The 15,946-nt window shown below is 67.8% G+C and carries 16 protein-coding genes; 6 read left to right on the plus strand and 10 right to left on the minus strand.

From position 1 onward, the window contains the following. Window positions 1-6 precede the first annotated feature (6 nt). The 6 genes from ACXPWS_RS01690 to ACXPWS_RS01715 form a co-directional block, all read right to left on the minus strand. On the minus strand, window positions 7-1,488 hold the full coding sequence (locus ACXPWS_RS01690; RefSeq protein WP_458710780.1) for a glutamate--cysteine ligase: 1,482 nt from the start codon (window positions 1,486-1,488) through the stop codon (window positions 7-9). Further along, on the minus strand, window positions 1,481-2,251 hold the full coding sequence (locus tag ACXPWS_RS01695) for a class I SAM-dependent methyltransferase (RefSeq protein ID WP_458710781.1): 771 nt from the start codon (window positions 2,249-2,251) through the stop codon (window positions 1,481-1,483). The genes ACXPWS_RS01690 and ACXPWS_RS01695 overlap by 8 nt, the downstream gene beginning before the upstream one ends. A 52-nt stretch (window positions 2,252-2,303) precedes the next feature. Beyond that, a complete protein-coding gene (locus ACXPWS_RS01700) occupies window positions 2,304-2,981 on the minus strand; it encodes a hypothetical protein (protein ID WP_458710782.1) in 678 nt (225 codons plus the stop codon). A gap of 28 nt (window positions 2,982-3,009) precedes the next feature. Continuing rightward, entirely contained in the window at window positions 3,010-3,891 is an 882-nt protein-coding gene (locus tag ACXPWS_RS01705; protein ID WP_458710783.1) for an oxidoreductase, read from the minus strand. Window positions 3,892-3,923: 32 nt separating this feature from the next. Beyond that, window positions 3,924-4,640, minus strand: a complete 717-nt coding sequence (locus tag ACXPWS_RS01710; RefSeq protein ID WP_458710784.1) for a PadR family transcriptional regulator — start codon at window positions 4,638-4,640, stop codon at window positions 3,924-3,926. Window positions 4,641-4,730: 90 nt separating this feature from the next. Then, entirely contained in the window at window positions 4,731-5,252 is a 522-nt protein-coding gene (locus tag ACXPWS_RS01715; protein ID WP_458710785.1) for a PadR family transcriptional regulator, read from the minus strand. 59 nt (window positions 5,253-5,311) lie between these two features. On the opposite strand from ACXPWS_RS01715, the gene ACXPWS_RS01720 reads away from it, so the two are divergent. The 3 genes from ACXPWS_RS01720 to ACXPWS_RS01730 are packed head-to-tail and all read left to right on the plus strand — an operon-like array spanning window position 5,312 to window position 8,218. Beyond that, complete coding sequence (locus ACXPWS_RS01720) at window positions 5,312-6,634, plus strand: carotenoid oxygenase family protein (protein WP_458710786.1); 1,323 nt, start codon at window positions 5,312-5,314, stop codon at window positions 6,632-6,634. Between the two features lie 42 nt (window positions 6,635-6,676). Continuing rightward, the gene (locus ACXPWS_RS01725) at window positions 6,677-7,054 is read left to right on the plus strand and encodes a hypothetical protein (RefSeq protein ID WP_458710787.1); all 378 of its coding nucleotides are present in this window, start codon (window positions 6,677-6,679) and stop codon (window positions 7,052-7,054) included. 9 nt (window positions 7,055-7,063) lie between these two features. Beyond that, window positions 7,064-8,218 (plus strand): cation:proton antiporter, encoded by a 1,155-nt coding sequence (locus ACXPWS_RS01730; RefSeq protein ID WP_458710788.1) that lies wholly within the window; start codon window positions 7,064-7,066, stop codon window positions 8,216-8,218. On the opposite strand, the gene ACXPWS_RS01735 is transcribed toward ACXPWS_RS01730, so the two are convergent. Continuing rightward, window positions 8,191-9,135 carry an AraC family transcriptional regulator gene (locus ACXPWS_RS01735; protein ID WP_458710789.1) on the minus strand — a complete coding sequence of 315 codons (945 nt, stop codon included), beginning with the start codon at window positions 9,133-9,135 and terminating at the stop codon, window positions 8,191-8,193. The genes ACXPWS_RS01730 and ACXPWS_RS01735 overlap by 28 nt on opposite strands. Before the next feature lie 501 nt (window positions 9,136-9,636). Between ACXPWS_RS01735 and ACXPWS_RS01740 the strand changes: the two genes are divergently transcribed. From ACXPWS_RS01740 to ACXPWS_RS01750, 3 genes are all read left to right on the plus strand, one after another. Beyond that, window positions 9,637-11,082 carry a hypothetical protein gene (locus ACXPWS_RS01740; protein WP_458710790.1) on the plus strand — a complete coding sequence of 482 codons (1,446 nt, stop codon included), beginning with the start codon at window positions 9,637-9,639 and terminating at the stop codon, window positions 11,080-11,082. 94 nt (window positions 11,083-11,176) lie between these two features. Then, on the plus strand, window positions 11,177-12,412 hold the full coding sequence (locus ACXPWS_RS01745; RefSeq protein WP_458710791.1) for an HNH endonuclease signature motif containing protein: 1,236 nt from the start codon (window positions 11,177-11,179) through the stop codon (window positions 12,410-12,412). Between the two features lie 80 nt (window positions 12,413-12,492). After that, window positions 12,493-12,960 (plus strand): anthrone oxygenase family protein, encoded by a 468-nt coding sequence (locus ACXPWS_RS01750; RefSeq protein WP_458710792.1) that lies wholly within the window; start codon window positions 12,493-12,495, stop codon window positions 12,958-12,960. On the opposite strand, the gene lfrA is transcribed toward ACXPWS_RS01750, so the two are convergent. The 3 genes from lfrA to ACXPWS_RS01765 are packed head-to-tail and all read right to left on the minus strand — an operon-like array spanning window position 12,902 to window position 15,942. Continuing rightward, window positions 12,902-14,449, minus strand: a complete 1,548-nt coding sequence (lfrA, locus tag ACXPWS_RS01755; RefSeq protein WP_458710793.1) for an efflux MFS transporter LfrA — start codon at window positions 14,447-14,449, stop codon at window positions 12,902-12,904. The genes ACXPWS_RS01750 and lfrA overlap by 59 nt on opposite strands. Window positions 14,450-14,458: 9 nt before the next feature. Next, window positions 14,459-15,040 (minus strand): TetR/AcrR family transcriptional regulator, encoded by a 582-nt coding sequence (locus ACXPWS_RS01760; RefSeq protein WP_458710794.1) that lies wholly within the window; start codon window positions 15,038-15,040, stop codon window positions 14,459-14,461. 53 nt (window positions 15,041-15,093) lie between these two features. Next, the gene (locus tag ACXPWS_RS01765) at window positions 15,094-15,942 is read right to left on the minus strand and encodes an RDD family protein (RefSeq protein WP_458710795.1); all 849 of its coding nucleotides are present in this window, start codon (window positions 15,940-15,942) and stop codon (window positions 15,094-15,096) included. Window positions 15,943-15,946 lie beyond the last annotated feature (4 nt).

The following is a 15,946-nucleotide window of genomic DNA, read 5'->3' on the forward strand; positions in this document are numbered from 1 at the left end:
GCCGCGTCAGGGGGTCGGTGTCTCCCACGTGTGCACCGGGCTGTTGCTGTGCATCGCCGTGCAGTACAGCTTGAGCATCTCGGCCAGCGCCTGCGGGCGGGCCAGACCGCGTTCTTGCAGGGCGTGCACGGTGGCGGTCTGCCAGGCCGCCCCATTGCGCCCCGTCTTGGCCCGGCCCTCGATGACACCGAGGTACCGATCGCGGACCTCGGTGGCCACACTCCAGCGGCGCAATCCTTCGTCGGCCAACGGCAGCAGCTCACGTAGCACCAACTCGTCGGGTGTGACCTCGCCCAGACCCGGCCAGTACAGCCGGGCATCCATCCCGCGCCGGGCCGCAGCGGTGAAATTATGGTGCGCCGCAGCGAAACTCATCTTCGTCCAGACCGGCCGGTCTTCTTCGGACAGCGTGCGCAGCAGGCCGTAGTAGAACGCTGAGTTGGCCAGCATGTCCACCACCGTCGGCCCGGCCGGCAGTACCCGGTTCTCCACCCGCAGGTGCGCGCGGCCGTCCACCACGTCGTAGACCGGACGGTTCCACCGGTAGATGGTGCCGTTGTGCAACCGCAGTTCGGCAAGCTTCGGCGCGCGCCCGGCCGCCAGCTCGGCCACCGGATCCTCGTCGGACAGCTCGGGCAAAAGCGACGGGAAGTACCGGACGTTCTCCTCGAACAGATCGAAAATCGAAGTGATCCAACGTTCGCCGAACCACACCCTGGGCCGCACGCCCTGGGTTTTCAGTTCATCGGAGCGGGTGTCGGTGGCCTGGGTGAACAGTTCGATGCGGGTCTCCGCCCACAGTTCGTGGCCGAAGAAATACGGTGAGTTCGCGCCGAGCGCCAACTGCGGTCCGGCCAGTACCTGCGCGGCGTTCCAGTTCCTGGCGAAATCCGCCGGCGACACCTGCAGATGCAATTGCACACTGGTGCAAGCGGATTCGGGGGCGATATCGGCCGATTGCACCGACAGCCGTTCCGGGCCGGCGATGTCGATGTCGATATCCTCGCCGCGGGCGGTGAAGATGGAATCGTTGAGGGCCTGGTAACGCGTCGACGGGCTCATCCAGTGCGCACTCAGGTGCTCGGGCATCAGCGTCGGCAGGATGCCGATCATCACGATATGCGCATCGTCGTGGGCGGCCTTGCTCTCGGCCGCGTTGAGGCTGGCCCGGACCTCGTCTTCGAGTTCCAGTGCCGCGCGGCCGGGCAGCGGGCGCGGCGGCACGTTGAATTCGATGTTGTAGGCGCCCAATTCGGTTTGGTACGCGGGATCGGCGATGGATTCCAGCACCTCGGCATTGCGCAGGGCCGGCTGGTACGCATCGTCGACCAGATTGCACTCGATCTCCATGCCCGTCAGCGGCCGGTCGAACTCGAAACTGGACTGCGACAGCATGGTTTCGAACACGTCCAGGCACAGCTGTACCTTGCGCCGGTACTCGCGTCGCTGGGCCCGGCTGAAGTCGGTCTGTGTGACGTCGTCACCCATCGGCCCGAACCTGACCGCGGGTGGCGACGGTGACCTGCGGGCTCATCAGACCGGTACGGACCGTCACGTCCACCCCGGCGTGCGCGGCCAGCGCCCGCATGGCCGAGGGGCTGTAGCAGCGCAGCGAACTGATCACCCCGTCGTGCACGAACGGGATGAACGGGGCCAGCGGCAGCATCGTCGCCAGACGCAGCAGGTGCAGCGGGGACGGCGGCCGCGGCAGATCGATGATCAGCAGCTTGTCGGCGACCCGGGTGCCCTCGGCGAGCACTTTCGACGCGAGCGACGGTGGCAGGTGGTGGAACGACAGTGCGAACACCGCCAGCGCGAATTCGCCGTCCCGCGCGTCGATCGCGGTGGCGTCCATGCTGCGCACCTCGGCGCGCGGGTGGCTGCCGAGTGCGCCCGCGGATATCGCGGTGACCGACTCCGGTTCGATATCGGTGACCGTGACCCGTGCGCTGGGATGCCAATCCAGCAGGGTCGCGGACAGGGCGCCATGCCCGGCACCGAGTTCCAGGATGCTGGGATCGGCCACCTCGGCCACTTCGTCGAGTACGGTCCTGGCGAACTGCTCGTGATTGCCGAAAACCCGTCCGGTCCAGTCCAGTGCGGCGACCACACTGCGCTTGACCAACGGATCGACATCGTCGCGGTCCAGGTACTCCGGCCGGTCGGTCTGCAGCATCCGGTCCACGCAGGATGCGTCCGGCCCGCCGCGTGGCATGCGATCGATCTCGTATCGCCCAGGCATGTGATCCATCATGTCTGAATGCCCGACTGGCGGGCGGGTTCTGGCGTACCGCCGGTGAACGTTAGACGTTCTGGCACTTTCGCAGCAGCACCCGCAGCACGTCGTAGAACCGGGCGCCGAGCAGGGCGTGGGTGCCGGTGTCGCCGATCTGCACCGTCGCGGTGATCTGGTCGGCCAGGTCGGCGAGATCCTTGGCGCGCGGCGCCACGTCGCTCGCGGTGACCTGGTTGGCCTGGTCGCGCAGGTCGCGGGACCACTTCTGGAAGTCGCCGGTGGTGGGGCCCTGGTTGCCGAATGTCGGCAGGACGAACGCTGACTGCGCCATGCTGGTGGTGATCAGCCCTTTGGCCTGCCGGCAGCCTTTACCGGAAATGTAGGTGTAGGTGGCCGAGGAGACGATCACCACGACGGCCAGCACAACCGCCGTGACGGCGATGGTGACATTGCGCTGGGGCGCGTCGAAGACGACGCGGCGCCAGAGTAGATGGGTGCCGACCGCGGCGGCCGACGCCGCGAGGGTCAGCAGCACGGCGGCCAGCGGACGACCGAAGCCGGCGGCCGAATTGTTCGCGGCGGACGTCGCGATGGCGGTCAGCAGGACCAGCATGAACAGCCACATGCCGCGGCGGCGTTCGTGGGCGTCGGCATCGCGGAAGCGCACCCCCAACACACCGCCCAGACCGGTGAGGACGGCCACGATCAGGGGGATCGCATAGCCGTTGAGATCGTCGAGGTTCATCAATTTTCCCGTCGCTTCGCTCGCCCGGTTACGGGCTGATGCTATCGAGGGCGCGCTTGACCTCGGCGGGCAACTCGATCTCGGCGACCGCCAGGTTCTGCTCGAGGTGCGCCACCGATGAGGTGCCGGGGATCAGCAGCACGTGCGGTGACACCGACAGCGTCCAGGCCAGCACGATCTGCGCCGGCGTGCGGCCGAGGTCGGCGGCTGCCCGGGTGACGACATCGTTGTTCAGTACGGGGTTCTGCGGGTTGAAACCAGAACCCAGCGGGAAGAACGGGACGAAGGCGATCCCGTGCTGGAAGCACAGATCCAGCAGCGGCTGGGCGGATCGGTCCAGCAGGTTGAAAGCGTTTTGTACGCAAGCGATCTCGGTGCGCTCCAGGGCGAACTCAAGGTGCGCGACGCCGATGTTGGACAGCCCGATCCCCGAGATCAGGCCCTCTTCGCGGGCCCGGATCATCGCGTCGAGCTGACGGTCGAAGGTGTCGGCATCCAATGCCGCGATGTCGTCGGGTGCGTCGCCGGGCGGCATGATCCGCAGATTGACCGCGGCCAACCGGTCGATGTCGAGCGTGCGCAGATTGTCCTCGATACCTTGGCGCAGCTCGGCGGGGCGGTCGAAGGGCAGCCATCCGCCCTGGGCGTCGCGGCGAGCACCGACCTTGCTCACCAGGGCCAGGTCGGCCGGATAGGGCTGCAGGGCGTCCCGGATGAGTTCGTTGGCGACGTCGGGGCCGTAGTACTGGGAGGTGTCGATGTGGTTGACACCGAGTTCGACGGCGCGGCGCAGGACGGCGAGCGCCTGATCGCGATCGCGGGGCGGACCGAAAACACCGGGCCCGGGCAATTGCATTGCTCCGAACCCGATGCGGGCGACGTCGAACGGACCGAGCGGGTGGGTCTGCATAACCCCCAGGCTATGCAGACCCACCGCCGGCGTCACTCTTCGCCGAGGATCTGGTAGATCTCGCGGCGGGCGTTGTTGACGATGTCGAGGATGCGCTGCTGCTGCTCGTCGCCGGTGGTGTGCACCGCCTGGGCGACCGCACCGAACAGCTGGCCCAGTGCGGCACGCAGGTTGACCGCATTGGGGTCGGCATCTTCGGTGATGGCGTCCCACGGGGCGGTCTCGATCTTCGCGGCGGCGGCGCGGCCCTCGTCGGTCAATTCGAAGGTCTTCTTGCTGCCTTCGCTCTGGGTGGGCACGATCAGGTCCTCGTCGACCAGCAGCTGAAGGGTGGGATAGACCGAGCCGGGGCTCGGCTTCCACAGATCGTTGCTGCGGGCGGCGATCTCCTGGGTCATCTCGTAGCCGTGCATGGGCCGCTCGGTGAGCAGCGTCAGGATGGCGGCCCGGACGTCGCCGCGCTTACCGCGGTTACCGCCACGACCGCCGCGGCCGCGACCACGCGGACCGCCGGGGCCGAAGCCCGGGCCGAAACCGGGGCCGAAGCCCGGGCCGAAGCCGCGGCCGAAACCGGGGCCGAACGGTCCCTGCGGGCCGCCGGCGTGTTCGCGCAGGTGATCCCTGAACTCGCGACGGGCCTGGCGGCGGTGTTCGTGCAGGGCGCGCCGGTCACCGGGGCCGAAGCCACCGGGGCCGAATGCGGGCCCGAATCCGAACGGTTGATTGGGGGGTGTGAATGGGGTGTTCATGTCTGGTGTCTCTCTTTCGACGGGAAACGCGATGTGCGCTTCCGATGCGTTGACGATATATCGGAAACTATCGCGATGCAACCCCAACCGTCAGACGCGCTCCTTGATGGCCTCGACCAGCCATTCGGCCCACTCGGCCTGCATGGTCTTGGCGCGCAGGCCGTGTTCCAAGGCGGCGTAGCCGTAGAAGGACTCGTCCGAGTCGTCCCAGTGCAACCCGTCGCGCAGCGCGTGCAGGCGTGCGATCTCGGCGCGGGCGTGGTCGGCAAGGGCCTGTACGTGCCCCGCCGCGTCGTCCGCGGGCAGTTCTCCGAGCAGGAAGATGCGCAGCTGCTCGGGGCTGCGATATGGCGGGTCTTGCTGCGGGCTGGTCAGCCAGCGCAGCAGCTCGGCGCGTCCGGACTTGGTGGCGCGGTACACCTTTCGGCCGCGCGGTCCGGTGTCTGCGACCTCGATCAGGCCGGCCGCGGACAGCTTGTTGAGCTCGCCGTAGAGCTGGCTCTGAGTGGCCGGCCACACGTTGGCCATCGACTTCTCGAATCGCTTGAGCAGGTCGTATCCACTGCCGGGGTGCTGGACGAGCAGGCCGAGGGCGGCGATGCGCAAACTCATGCGGGCGATCCTACATTCCACTCTTGACATATCACTAGTGGAATGTGAGGGTGAATGGCATGACCCAGTCTTCGGCCTCCACCGGCCTGCCGACCACCGGCGACTTCTTCCGCCGGGGGAATTACGCCCCCGTCGCCGATGAGCTGACCGAGTACGACCTGCCCGTCGACGGCGCGATTCCGCCCGAACTCGACGGCTGGTACCTGCGCAACGGGCCGAATCCGCGGCAGGAGACCGGGCACTGGTTCATCGGCGAAGGCATGATCCACGGCGTGCGTGTCGAGAACGGCGCGGCTAAGTGGTACCGCAATCGCTGGGTGCGCACCGACAGCTTCGTCGAGGACTTCCCGCTGTACAACGCCGACGGCTCCCGCAACCTGCGCGCCGCCTCGTCGAACACCCACATCGTCAACCACGCGGGCAAGACGCTGGCATTGGTGGAATCCTCACTGCCCTACCAGATCACCACCGAACTGGAAACCGTCGGCGCCTACGACTTCGGCGGCAAGCTGGCCGACTCCATGACCGCGCATCCCAAGATCTGCCCGACGACCGGTGAGTTGCACTTCTTCGGCTACGGCAGTATTTTCGCGCCGCACGTGACGTATCACCGCGCCGATGCCGACGGCACGCTCACCGTCAACCGGCCCGTCGACGTGACGGCGCTGACGATGATGCACGACTTCGCCATCACCGCCGAGCACGTGGTGTTCATGGATTTGCCGGTCGTGTTCGACATCGACGTCGCGGTCAGCGGCCGACGGGACATGCCGTATCGGTGGAGCGACTCCTACGGCGCGCGTCTGGGTGTGCTGCGCCGCAGTGACCCGTACGGCGAGATTCGCTGGTTCGAGATCGACCCGTGCTACGTGTTCCACGTCGCCAACGCCCACGATCACGGTGATTCCATTGTGCTGCAAGCAATTCGGTATCCCGAGCTGTGGCGGCACGCCGGCGACTTCGACGTCGACGCGGTGCTGTGGGAATGGCGGATCGATCTGGTCGCAGGGTCGGTCAGCGAGCGTCAGCTCGATGACAGCGGCGTGGAGTTCCCGCGCATCGACGATCGGCTCGCCGGGCTGCCGGCACGCTATTCTGTGGCAGTCGGGAAGAACAGTTGGCTGCGGTACGACCTGACCACGGGAGCGGCGGTGCGCCACGACCTCGGCACCGGCGGCGCCGGTGAAGCGGTGTTCGTGCCCGGTCCTGGCCCGGCCGACGAGGACAACGGCTGGTATCTGGGCTATGTGTATGACCCCGATCGCGACGGTAGCGATCTGGTGATCGTGGATGCCTCCGATTTCGGTGCCGGCCCCGTCGCCAGGATTGCGTTGCCGCAACGGGTTCCCTACGGATTCCACGGCAACTGGATCGGTGCCTGAGTTCCCAGCCGATTTTCAGCGCCCGCGGACTAGGGTGTCCCGATGGGCGTGAAGTGGCTGGACGAGCCGGAAGAGCATGACTACCAGGCGGCGGCAGATTATCTGAGCATGCTCGCCGAGCCGGCGGTGGTGACGGCGACGGTCGAGCAGCTCAAGAACGCGAAGCCCTTGCAGCGCAAGGCAAAAGACATTCTGCGTGCGGCGGGGCTGGCGCTGTTGCCGGAAAACAACGCACATGTCCGCAATGATCTGGCCAAGATCAGCGACGGTAAACGGCTCTCGCCGATCCTGTTGGTGCGCGGCCAGTATGGCAACAACGTGCCGATGCAGGTGGCGGACGGCTATCACCGGGTGTGCGCGAGTTACCTGACCGACGAGAACACCGCGATCCCGTGCCGGCTGGTGTCGTGGCAGGCGTGACCCGCTGAGATGACCGGCTTCGGATTCGACACCTTGGCCCTGTTGGCGGTCATCGGTCTGGCCGGCCCGGCGCTGGCGGCCATCCCGGGGTTGCGGGTGCCCGTGGTGGTCGGTGAACTGGTGGCCGGGATGATCGTCGGCAGAGCGGGATTCGGCATCGTCGACGACACCAACCCGACCCTGCAGCTGCTGGCCAACGTCGGGTTCGCGTTGGTGATGTTCATCGTCGGCACCCATGTCCCGGTGCGCGATACCGCGCTGCGTGGGGCCCTCGGCGCAGCCGCGCTGAGGGCGGTGGCCGTCGGGGCGGTGGCCGCAGTCCTGGGCGTGCTGATCGCTTCCGCCTTCGGCACCGGGCATGCGTTGCTCTACGCCGTGCTGATGGCTTCCTCCTCGGCCGCGCTGGCACTGCCGGTGATCGACTCGCTGGGATTGACGGGGCCGCCGGTGCTGTCGGTCACGGCGCAGATCGCCATCGCCGATGCCGCATCGATAGTGTTGTTGCCCTTGGCAATCGACCCCGGTCGCGCGCCGCGGGCCGCCCTCGGTGCGGTGGCGATAGGCGCCGCCGCCGTGGTGCTGTTCCTGGGTTTGCGACACTTCGAACGCAGCGGCGCCCGCAAGCGGATTCACCACTACTCGGAGGAGCACCGACTGGCCCTGGAGTTGCGGCTCAGCCTCATCCTGTTGTTCTGTCTTGCGGCGCTGGCGATTGCCACGCACGTGTCGATCATGCTGGCCGGCTTCGCACTCGGGCTGGTGATCTCGGCCATCGGGGAGCCGCGTCGGCTGGCCCGGCAATTGTTCGGGATCACCGAAGGCTTCTTTGCGCCGCTGTTCTTCGTCTGGCTGGGGGCGTCACTGCAGGTGCGCGAACTCGGCGACCACCCCGCGTTCATCGGTCTCGGTGTGGCGTTGGGGCTGGGCGCCATCGCCGCACACCTGGTGGGCCGGCTGTTCGGGCAGTCGACGGTGCTGTGCGTGCTTGCGGCGGCACAGTTGGGGGTGCCGGTGGCGGCGGCCACCCTGGGTACCGAGGAGCGCCTCCTGGGGCCCGGCGAGCCGTCGGCGCTCATCCTGGGGGCGCTCATCGCCATCGCCGCGACCTCGGCGGCAGGTGTGGTGGCGCGGCGGCGTCAGGCCGGTGCCGCCCCGGCCGGCTGATCGGTTCGGTATGCGGCGGGGCTCATTCCGTACGTCCGCTTGAACGCGGCGCTGAGCGCGAACGGGGTGCCGTACCCGACCCGGTCGGCGACCGCGGCGATGGTGTGATCACCGGACCGGAGCAGGTCGGCCGCCAAGGCCAGGCGCCAGCCGGTGAGGAAGGCGATGGGCGGTTCGCCGACGAGGTCGGTGAACCGGCGGGCCAGCACGGCGCGCGACGTGCCGACCGCACGGGCGAGGTCTGCCACGGTCCACGGGTGTCGCGGGTTGTGGTGGATGAGCCGCAGGGCCGGCCCGACGATGACGTCGTCACCGGCGCGCCACCAGGGCGGCGCCTGCCCGGTGCCGTCGAACCAGACGCGCAGGGTGTCGATGAGCATGAGGTCGAGCAACCGGTCCAGATAGACCTCCTGCCCGGCACGTTCGCATCCCGCCTCGGCGGTGAGCAGATCGACCAGCGCCGAGGATTCGCCGTGCCGTACGACGAGGACCGGGGGTAGGGACCGAAGCAGCCGCGAGCTCACCTCGCTGCGCCCTTCGTAGGCGCCGATCACCACCCGGTCGGTGCCCGCGGCGCTGTTGCCCCAGGTGCGCACCCCGACGCTCAGCTCGAAACGCATATCCTGGCCGCCCGTCGTGGTGCACCGCTGGCCCGGATGGATGACGAGCGCGGGCGTGGCGTCGGCGGCGGAGGCGAAGACGTAATGGCAGGCACCGCTGGCCAACGCGATATCCCCAGTCGCCAAAGGGAATTCGTCGTTGCCGTCGGTGACGATGACCGAATTGCCGGCCGTTTGGCAGATCAGTGTCAACGCACCGTCCTGAATCCGCATCGACCACGGTGGATCCAGGGACAGCCGCAGCACGAATGCACCGCGGGCCCGCACTCCGTCGAGCAGGCCGGTGAGCGCGTCCATACCGGCGGACCCTACTGCCGGACCGGGACGCGCCACCCGGCATCTCAGTATGTGGACAGATTGGGTACGTAGCCCGCGCACGTTCGGGCCTGTCCCGGCTATCGCGCCCGTCACGTGACATCGCGTTGCTGATTGTCCAATCCATGGACGCATGGACGTGTATTGACGAAACATCCGATGATGTGGGCTGGGTCGTGATTGTGCGTGAATGTGGGCTGGATCACGCAGCTAGTAAGCGTCTTCGCCCGCCGGTCCCTGCGGTCGCCGACCGTCCGGGGGCTGACTGAGGACTTCACTGGGCGTGCCGTTTGCCGAACTCGTTGCGAACGGAACGAGGCGCGCTCACCAGCAAAGTGGAGAATCCGCACCCTGGCAGGTCGGGAAATTTGTCAGTGCCTGCAACTTTGCCGGAACGTCTTGCGGAGAACTTACTGGCCAGTAGGTTTCTGTCCGGCTGGGGGGAACCAGAGTTCCGATGAAGGGATGAAACCAGGAATGTCCATGCAGTCTGCCATGCGCCCCTATGTCACGGCGGGTGTCGCGCTCGTCGGCGCCAGCGTCATCGCGGTGACACCGATCGCTGCGCACCCCAACCTGCCGCAGATGCACATGCCACAGGTCCAGCTCACCGCATCCTCGATCGACAACCCGATCAACGTGTTCAAGCCGGTGTTCGACGATGCCGGCGCGTGGCTCAACGACACGGTCCACACCGTGCTGGCCAACCCGCTGCCGATCCTGCGGCAGATCATCGACAACCAGCTCTACACCGCGCGGGCCGTGCTGGATGCCGCCAACGCCGCCGGGTCCGCACTCGGCCAGTTGGGCGCCGGTCTGCCCGCCACCCTGAAGAAGGCCGGAGCCATCCTGGCCACCGGTGACGTCAACGGTGCCATCGACGCCGTCATCAACGCCGGCCTCATGCCCATCCTGGCTCTGCTCGGGAACCCTTGGGCGGCACTGCAGCCGGCTCTGGAGCGGCCGTTCAAGGTTGGCCAGGCAATGGTCTCGGCACTTTATAACTCGGGACTGAGTCTGCTGGTGGGTGTCGTCGCCTCGACAATCGGCCTCGGATTCAACGCCGGCGGTACGCCGCCGCTGCTTCAGCAGATCGTCACCAGCACTCAGAAGGTGCTGGACTCACTCAAGACGCTGAACCCGGTGAACGTCATCAACGCCGTGCAGCACGGTATCGCCGACGTGCTGCACAACGCCGTGGAGCAGGCGAAGCAGTTCACCACGGGCACGTTGCCGTACATCGGCAGCACTATCCTCCAGGCGCTGAGGGCCGGGTTGCCCACCACCACCACCACCACCGCGGCGGCGACCGCGACCGCGACCGCCGCAGTGGCTGCACTGCCCGCCGAGTCGGCCACCACCGTGACCCTGGCGGTCGACGCCAAGGGCGCGGCGCCCGCGGAGACGACCGGTAAGGACGCAGGGGCGGGTGCCGCCACCTCCGAGCAGACCGAGGCCACCACCGCGTCCGAGGCGACTTCGGCGACCGAGGTGAAAGAAGCCGGGACCACCGCCACGGCCAAGCCCGCAGCGGATGCCGCCTCGACGGTGACCAAGGATGTCAACGAGGCGACGGCCGCCGGTGCAGCGGGCGAATCGTCCTCGGCCACAACCAAGGACGCCGACGTCGACGCATCGACCGCCACCAAGGATGCGACCACCAAGGACGCGGCCACCAAGGACGCGGCCACCAAGGACGCGGCCACCACCAAGGGAACCAAGGGCGTCAAGGGCACCAAGGGTTCGGTGACCCGCGACAGCGTCAAGGCGGAGCCGGGCTCGGGCGTCAAGGCCGGGGGCACGCACGCCTCGTCCGGTTCGGCCAACGCGTCGGAATCGGGTTCGGGTTCGGCGGAGTCGGCCAAGGCCGGCGCGGGCGCCGGTTCGAAGTCCTCGAGCGAGTCGGGATCGAGCGGCTCGGCCGAGTAAGAGTAGGTCCGGTGCAGGCTCCGCGGTCTCGTCCGCGGGGCCTGCACTTTCTTGATGCGCCCGACTTGTCGGACCCTGCTGCGATGATGGTGTCATGTCCAGCGCCGCAGTAGCTTTGGCTTCGCAGGCTAGTCCTGTTGAGCGGCTTGAGGTGTTGTTCGGGGAGCTGGCCGAGTTGTGTGGGCAGCGTAATGCGATCGACGGTCGGCTGGTCGATCTGGTGGCCGCGTTGGAGCGCGAGGATCTGGCGGGGTTGACCGGGGCGCGGTCGCTGTCGGCGTTGGTGGCCTGGAAAACCGGTGCCACCCCACGCAACGCCGACGCCGTCGTTGCGGTGGCGCGCCGCATCGAGGAATTCCCGCGCTGCACCCACGACCTGCGGGAGGGTCGGTTGTCGTTGGATCAGGTCGGTGTCATCGCCGAACGCGGCGCCCACGGTAGCGACGCGCATTACGCCGAACTGGCCGCCTCAGCGACGGTGGCCCAGTTGCGCACCGCGATCAACCTGGCACCCCGCGACGAACCCGAACCCGAGCGGCCCGAGCCCGGGCCCGAAGTCACCAAAACCAGCGAAAGCCCGGACTACACCACCTACCGGATCCGGTTACCGCGCCTGGACGCCGCAAAATTCGATACGGCCATGCAGTCCCACCACGACGGCCTGATCAGCAACCACACCGGAGACACTGGCGCGGACACCCCGTTTCCGACCCGGGTGGATGCCTTCATGAGTGTGGTCGAGGCCGGCTGGGACACCGAAGTGGCGCGGCGCCCGCACGGCCAGCACACCACCGTCGTCGTGCACCTCGACCTCGACCAGAAGACCGCCGCCCTGCACCTGGGCCCGGTACTGACCGAGGCGGAACGACAATTCCTGACCTGTGATGCGACCTGCGAAGTGTGGTTCCAACGTCACGGCCGACCGATCGGAGCCGGGCGCACCACCCGCACCATCAGCCGCCGGCTACGCCGCGCCCTAGAACACCGTGACCGCTGCTGTGTGATCCCCGGCTGCGCGGCGACCCGGGGTTTACACGCCCACCACATCACACACTGGGAAGACGGCGGTGCGACTGAGCTGTCGAATCTGGTGCTGGTCTGCCCCCATCACCACCGACTGCACCACCGCGGCGCCCTGAACATCACCGGACCCGCCGACCGACTCATCATCACCGACCACACCGGACAACCACTGCACCGCGGATCCCTGGCCCACCCACCGGCCACACCCGCACCCGATGTCGCGCCGTATCCCGGACCGACCGGCGAACGCGCCCAATGGTGGTGGTACCAACCCTTCCCACCACCACCGACACCGTCGCCGAACTAAAGCGATGGTTGAGACGCTCACGTATGAAGGTGAGACCGTCAGCCATAGATCGTCCGAGCTTGACCCCGTTGACTGAAGTCATGTCACACAGTTCAGTCGCCCTGCTCACCGCTGCCACCACCATCGGCAGCGCCGCCGTCGGCGGAATCTTCTACGCGTTCTCCAGTTTTGTGATGCCCGGCCTGGACCGCACCGGACCCACCGACGCCGCGACGGCGATGCGCGGCATCAATGCCGAGGCGCAGGCCAATGCACCCTTCTTGGCGTTGTTCTTCGGCACCACGGTGCTGGCGCTGGTGCTGGCCACCGTTGCGGTCGTGCAGCTGGGCCGGCCGGGGAGTGCCTTCCTGCTGGCCGGCGCGGTGCTCGCTATCCTGCCCGCCGTCATCACCATCGTGTTCAGCGTCCCGCTGAACGATCGGCTGGGTGGCGGGCTGGACTGGCGGGCCTACCTGGGGCCGTGGTCGTGGTGGAACCACGCCCGCACCATCACCGCGCTGCTGGGTGCGGCGCTTCTGCTGACCGGCGGAACGACACCCGGACGATGACGGCGGCGGTCAGCGTGAGCACGATGGCGATGACCGCGGTCGGCGCGACTCCCGAATCGAACGCCGCATGCGCCGAATCCAGTAGGCGCTCAGCCAGTCCGCCCGGCAGTTCGGCGGCCACCGACGTCGCGCCGCCGATACTCTCCCCGGCCGCACCGGCCTGCTCCGGGGTCAGTCCGCTGGGGACCACCACGTTGGCGCGGTAGAACGCGGTGAAGATGGTGCCGAGTGTGGCCGCGCCAACGACCGCTCCCAGCTCGTAGGCCGTCTCCGAAACCGCGGACGCGGCACCGGCTTTGGCGGCCGGAACCGAAGCCACGATGGTGTCGTTGGACACCGTCTGTGAGATGCCGACACCGAACTCGAGCACCACGAACGACGCGATGACCGCCGCCACCGACAGATCGTGCCGGAACAGCAGGATCAGGGTGAAGCCGAGCGCCACGAAGACCAGGCCGACGATCATCAATGTTTGCGGAGTGAACCGCTTGGCCGCCCGCACCACGCCCATACCGGCGATCATCGAGACGACCGCACCCGGCAGCGTCACCAATCCGGCGGCCAGCGGGCTCAGGCCCAGCACCAACTGCAGATGCTGCGACGTGAAGAACATGAAGCCGATCAGTCCGACGATGGACAGGAAGTTGGCCAGCACCGACGAGGTGAACGGGCCGGACCGGAACAACGCCATGTCCAGCATCGGTGTGGCGCTGCGGTTCTGCCGGCGCACGAACAGCACAGCGGCGGCGATGCCGAGGGCGAAGGCGGCGATCACGACGACCGACGGGCCGTCATGCGCGGCGGTTTTGATCGCCCAGACGAACGGCAACATGGCGACGAAGGACAGCGCCACGCTGACCAGATCCAGTGGGCCCGGATTCGGGTCACGTGATTCCGGCACCAACTTGGGCGCCAGCAACACAAGTGGCAGCAGGACCGGCACCGCCACCAAAAATACTGCGCCCCAGTGGAAGTGCTGAAGCAACGCGCCGCCGACGATCGGACCCAGCGTGGTGCCCGCGGTGAAGCATGAGGCCCAGATGGCGATCGCCAGCCGGCGCGCCGAGGTTTCGGTGAAGATGTTGCGGATCAGTGACAGTGTCGAGGGCATCAGCATGGCGCCGAACACGCCGAGCACGGCGCGAGCCAGCACCAGCATCTCGGCGCTGGTGGCGAATGCCGCGGCTGCGGACACCACCATGAAGCCGCTGGCGCCGATCAGCAGCAGCCGGCGCCGGCCCAGCCGGTCGCCGAGGCTGCCCATCGCGACCAGAAGTGCCGCCAGGACAAGGGAATACACGTCGACGATCCACAGCTGGGTGGAAGCGGCCGGGCGGAAATCCTCGGCGATCATGGGCAGCGCGAACGCCAGCACGGTGTTGTCGATCGCGATCAGCAGAACGGGCAGTGCGAGAACCGCGAGCGCAATCCAGGCGCGGCGCGGGGTGGTAACGGTCTTCGGCGCTTGCGCGCCGAGGCGGGTGGACATGGGACTTCCTTAACGAGAGGTGATGGTGCCCTGCGTGAGGCTGGACATGATGGCGTCGACGACCTGGTGCCTGGGGATGCCGTCCTGCCGGATGGCGTCATAACCGGTCATGAGCAACGCCCAGAACACCCGCCGGGCCCAGCCGGGGGGATACACGGGACCGTCGGCGGTCGCGCGGGACAGCACTTCTGCTATCGCTTCATCGCCGGAATCGAGATGGGCGGCGAGCTCGGGATCGGCCAGCAGCGCCGGGTCGGTGTAGATGTAGAGCACGATCGGGCCGAGGTCGAGCTGGCTTTCCACCACGCGGCGCAGTGCGGCGTCGACGGGCCCGCAGTGCGGATCGGCGGCGGTGATGGCCGCGGTGCTCACCTCGTGCACATGCAGGGCGACCGCGCGCATCAGGTCGCTGCGCTCGGAGAAATGCCGGTGCAAAGTGCTGCGCCCGACGCCGGCGGCCTCGGCGATATCGCTCAGGGCGGCGGCCGGGTTGTCGGCGATGACCGAGATGGCCGCGTCGATGATGGCCCGCCGGGTCCGTCCGCGCGGGCCGCTGGCGGCTCCGTTGTCGGTCCAGGCTGGCATGGTCATGAAGCAAAATATAGCACATCAGACCCAAAATGGGACATCAGTGTCCCATTGAATCAGCCTGGCGGCGCGAAACCGGTGCTAGGGGGGCTCTGCGGCGAGGTGGTGGCAGATGGCGGCGGAGACCAAGGCGCTGACGGCGGCGCGGGCGCGGCGATCTGCAGCCGAGCCAGTTCGCGACGGTGCCGTTCGGCCAGTACCGCGGCCAGCACCCGTTCGGGAGGTGCGCCCGTCGGAGGTGGCGGCGCGATCCGGGACACCACCTCACCGGCGATCCGGTGGGCCATCTGCTCGCGCGTGCGGGGGTCCAGCTGCTCGGCTCGGGACAGGAACTGGCGCGCCATATCGGCCTGAGCGGACCCGAGGCCGGACAACTGCACCGTGCCGGCCCACCAGCCCAGTTCCGGCGGCATCACCGGGGTCGGGCTGAGCTTCGGCGCGCGCTCGCTGATCACCATCGTGCCCGCGAACACATCGCCGATCCGCTTGGCCCTCGACGACACCATGCTGCACAGCACCGCAGGCGCACCGGTGAACATCCAGATCTCGATGACCCCTGCCAAGGCCCGGAACAGAGCCTGGCGGACGCGTTCCGGACCGCCGTCGTCGGATACCACCCGCAGCCCCAGGGCCATCTTGCCCAGCGATCTGCCCCGGGTCGCGGTCTCGAATGCCACCGGATACCCGAGCAGCACCAACACGGTGAAAATGACGAGCACCGCCGCCGAAAGGGCCGAATCGAACTTGCCCAGCGTCAACGCCCACAGCGTGACGCCCAGGACGTACCCGATCAGCATCACCGTCAGATCGATGAGCGCCGCGGCGGCGCGCACCGGCAGTTGGGCGATCGACACGTCGAGCACCACCGCATCGCCTGTCACCAACGGTTCCGGCTGGGACACCATGCGG

The sequence above is a fragment of the Mycobacterium sp. BMJ-28 genome (genome assembly GCF_054404835.1).

Coding starts and splice junctions, on each gene's coding strand:
- ACXPWS_RS01690 (WP_458710780.1), bottom strand. CDS start 1,488: ATGGGTGACGACGTCACACAGACCGACTTCAGCCGGGCCCAGCGACGC.
- ACXPWS_RS01695 (WP_458710781.1), bottom strand. CDS start 2,251: ATGGATCACATGCCTGGGCGATACGAGATCGATCGCATGCCACGCGGC.
- ACXPWS_RS01700 (WP_458710782.1), bottom strand. CDS start 2,981: ATGAACCTCGACGATCTCAACGGCTATGCGATCCCCCTGATCGTGGCC.
- ACXPWS_RS01705 (WP_458710783.1), bottom strand. CDS start 3,891: ATGCAGACCCACCCGCTCGGTCCGTTCGACGTCGCCCGCATCGGGTTC.
- ACXPWS_RS01710 (WP_458710784.1), bottom strand. CDS start 4,640: ATGAACACCCCATTCACACCCCCCAATCAACCGTTCGGATTCGGGCCC.
- ACXPWS_RS01715 (WP_458710785.1), bottom strand. CDS start 5,252: ATGAGTTTGCGCATCGCCGCCCTCGGCCTGCTCGTCCAGCACCCCGGC.
- ACXPWS_RS01720 (WP_458710786.1), top strand. CDS start 5,312: ATGACCCAGTCTTCGGCCTCCACCGGCCTGCCGACCACCGGCGACTTC.
- ACXPWS_RS01725 (WP_458710787.1), top strand. CDS start 6,677: ATGGGCGTGAAGTGGCTGGACGAGCCGGAAGAGCATGACTACCAGGCG.
- ACXPWS_RS01730 (WP_458710788.1), top strand. CDS start 7,064: ATGACCGGCTTCGGATTCGACACCTTGGCCCTGTTGGCGGTCATCGGT.
- ACXPWS_RS01735 (WP_458710789.1), bottom strand. CDS start 9,135: ATGGACGCGCTCACCGGCCTGCTCGACGGAGTGCGGGCCCGCGGTGCA.
- ACXPWS_RS01740 (WP_458710790.1), top strand. CDS start 9,637: ATGCAGTCTGCCATGCGCCCCTATGTCACGGCGGGTGTCGCGCTCGTC.
- ACXPWS_RS01745 (WP_458710791.1), top strand. CDS start 11,177: ATGTCCAGCGCCGCAGTAGCTTTGGCTTCGCAGGCTAGTCCTGTTGAG.
- ACXPWS_RS01750 (WP_458710792.1), top strand. CDS start 12,493: ATGTCACACAGTTCAGTCGCCCTGCTCACCGCTGCCACCACCATCGGC.
- lfrA (WP_458710793.1), bottom strand. CDS start 14,449: ATGTCCACCCGCCTCGGCGCGCAAGCGCCGAAGACCGTTACCACCCCG.
- ACXPWS_RS01760 (WP_458710794.1), bottom strand. CDS start 15,040: ATGACCATGCCAGCCTGGACCGACAACGGAGCCGCCAGCGGCCCGCGC.
- ACXPWS_RS01765 (WP_458710795.1), bottom strand. CDS start 15,942: ATGGTGTCCCAGCCGGAACCGTTGGTGACAGGCGATGCGGTGGTGCTC.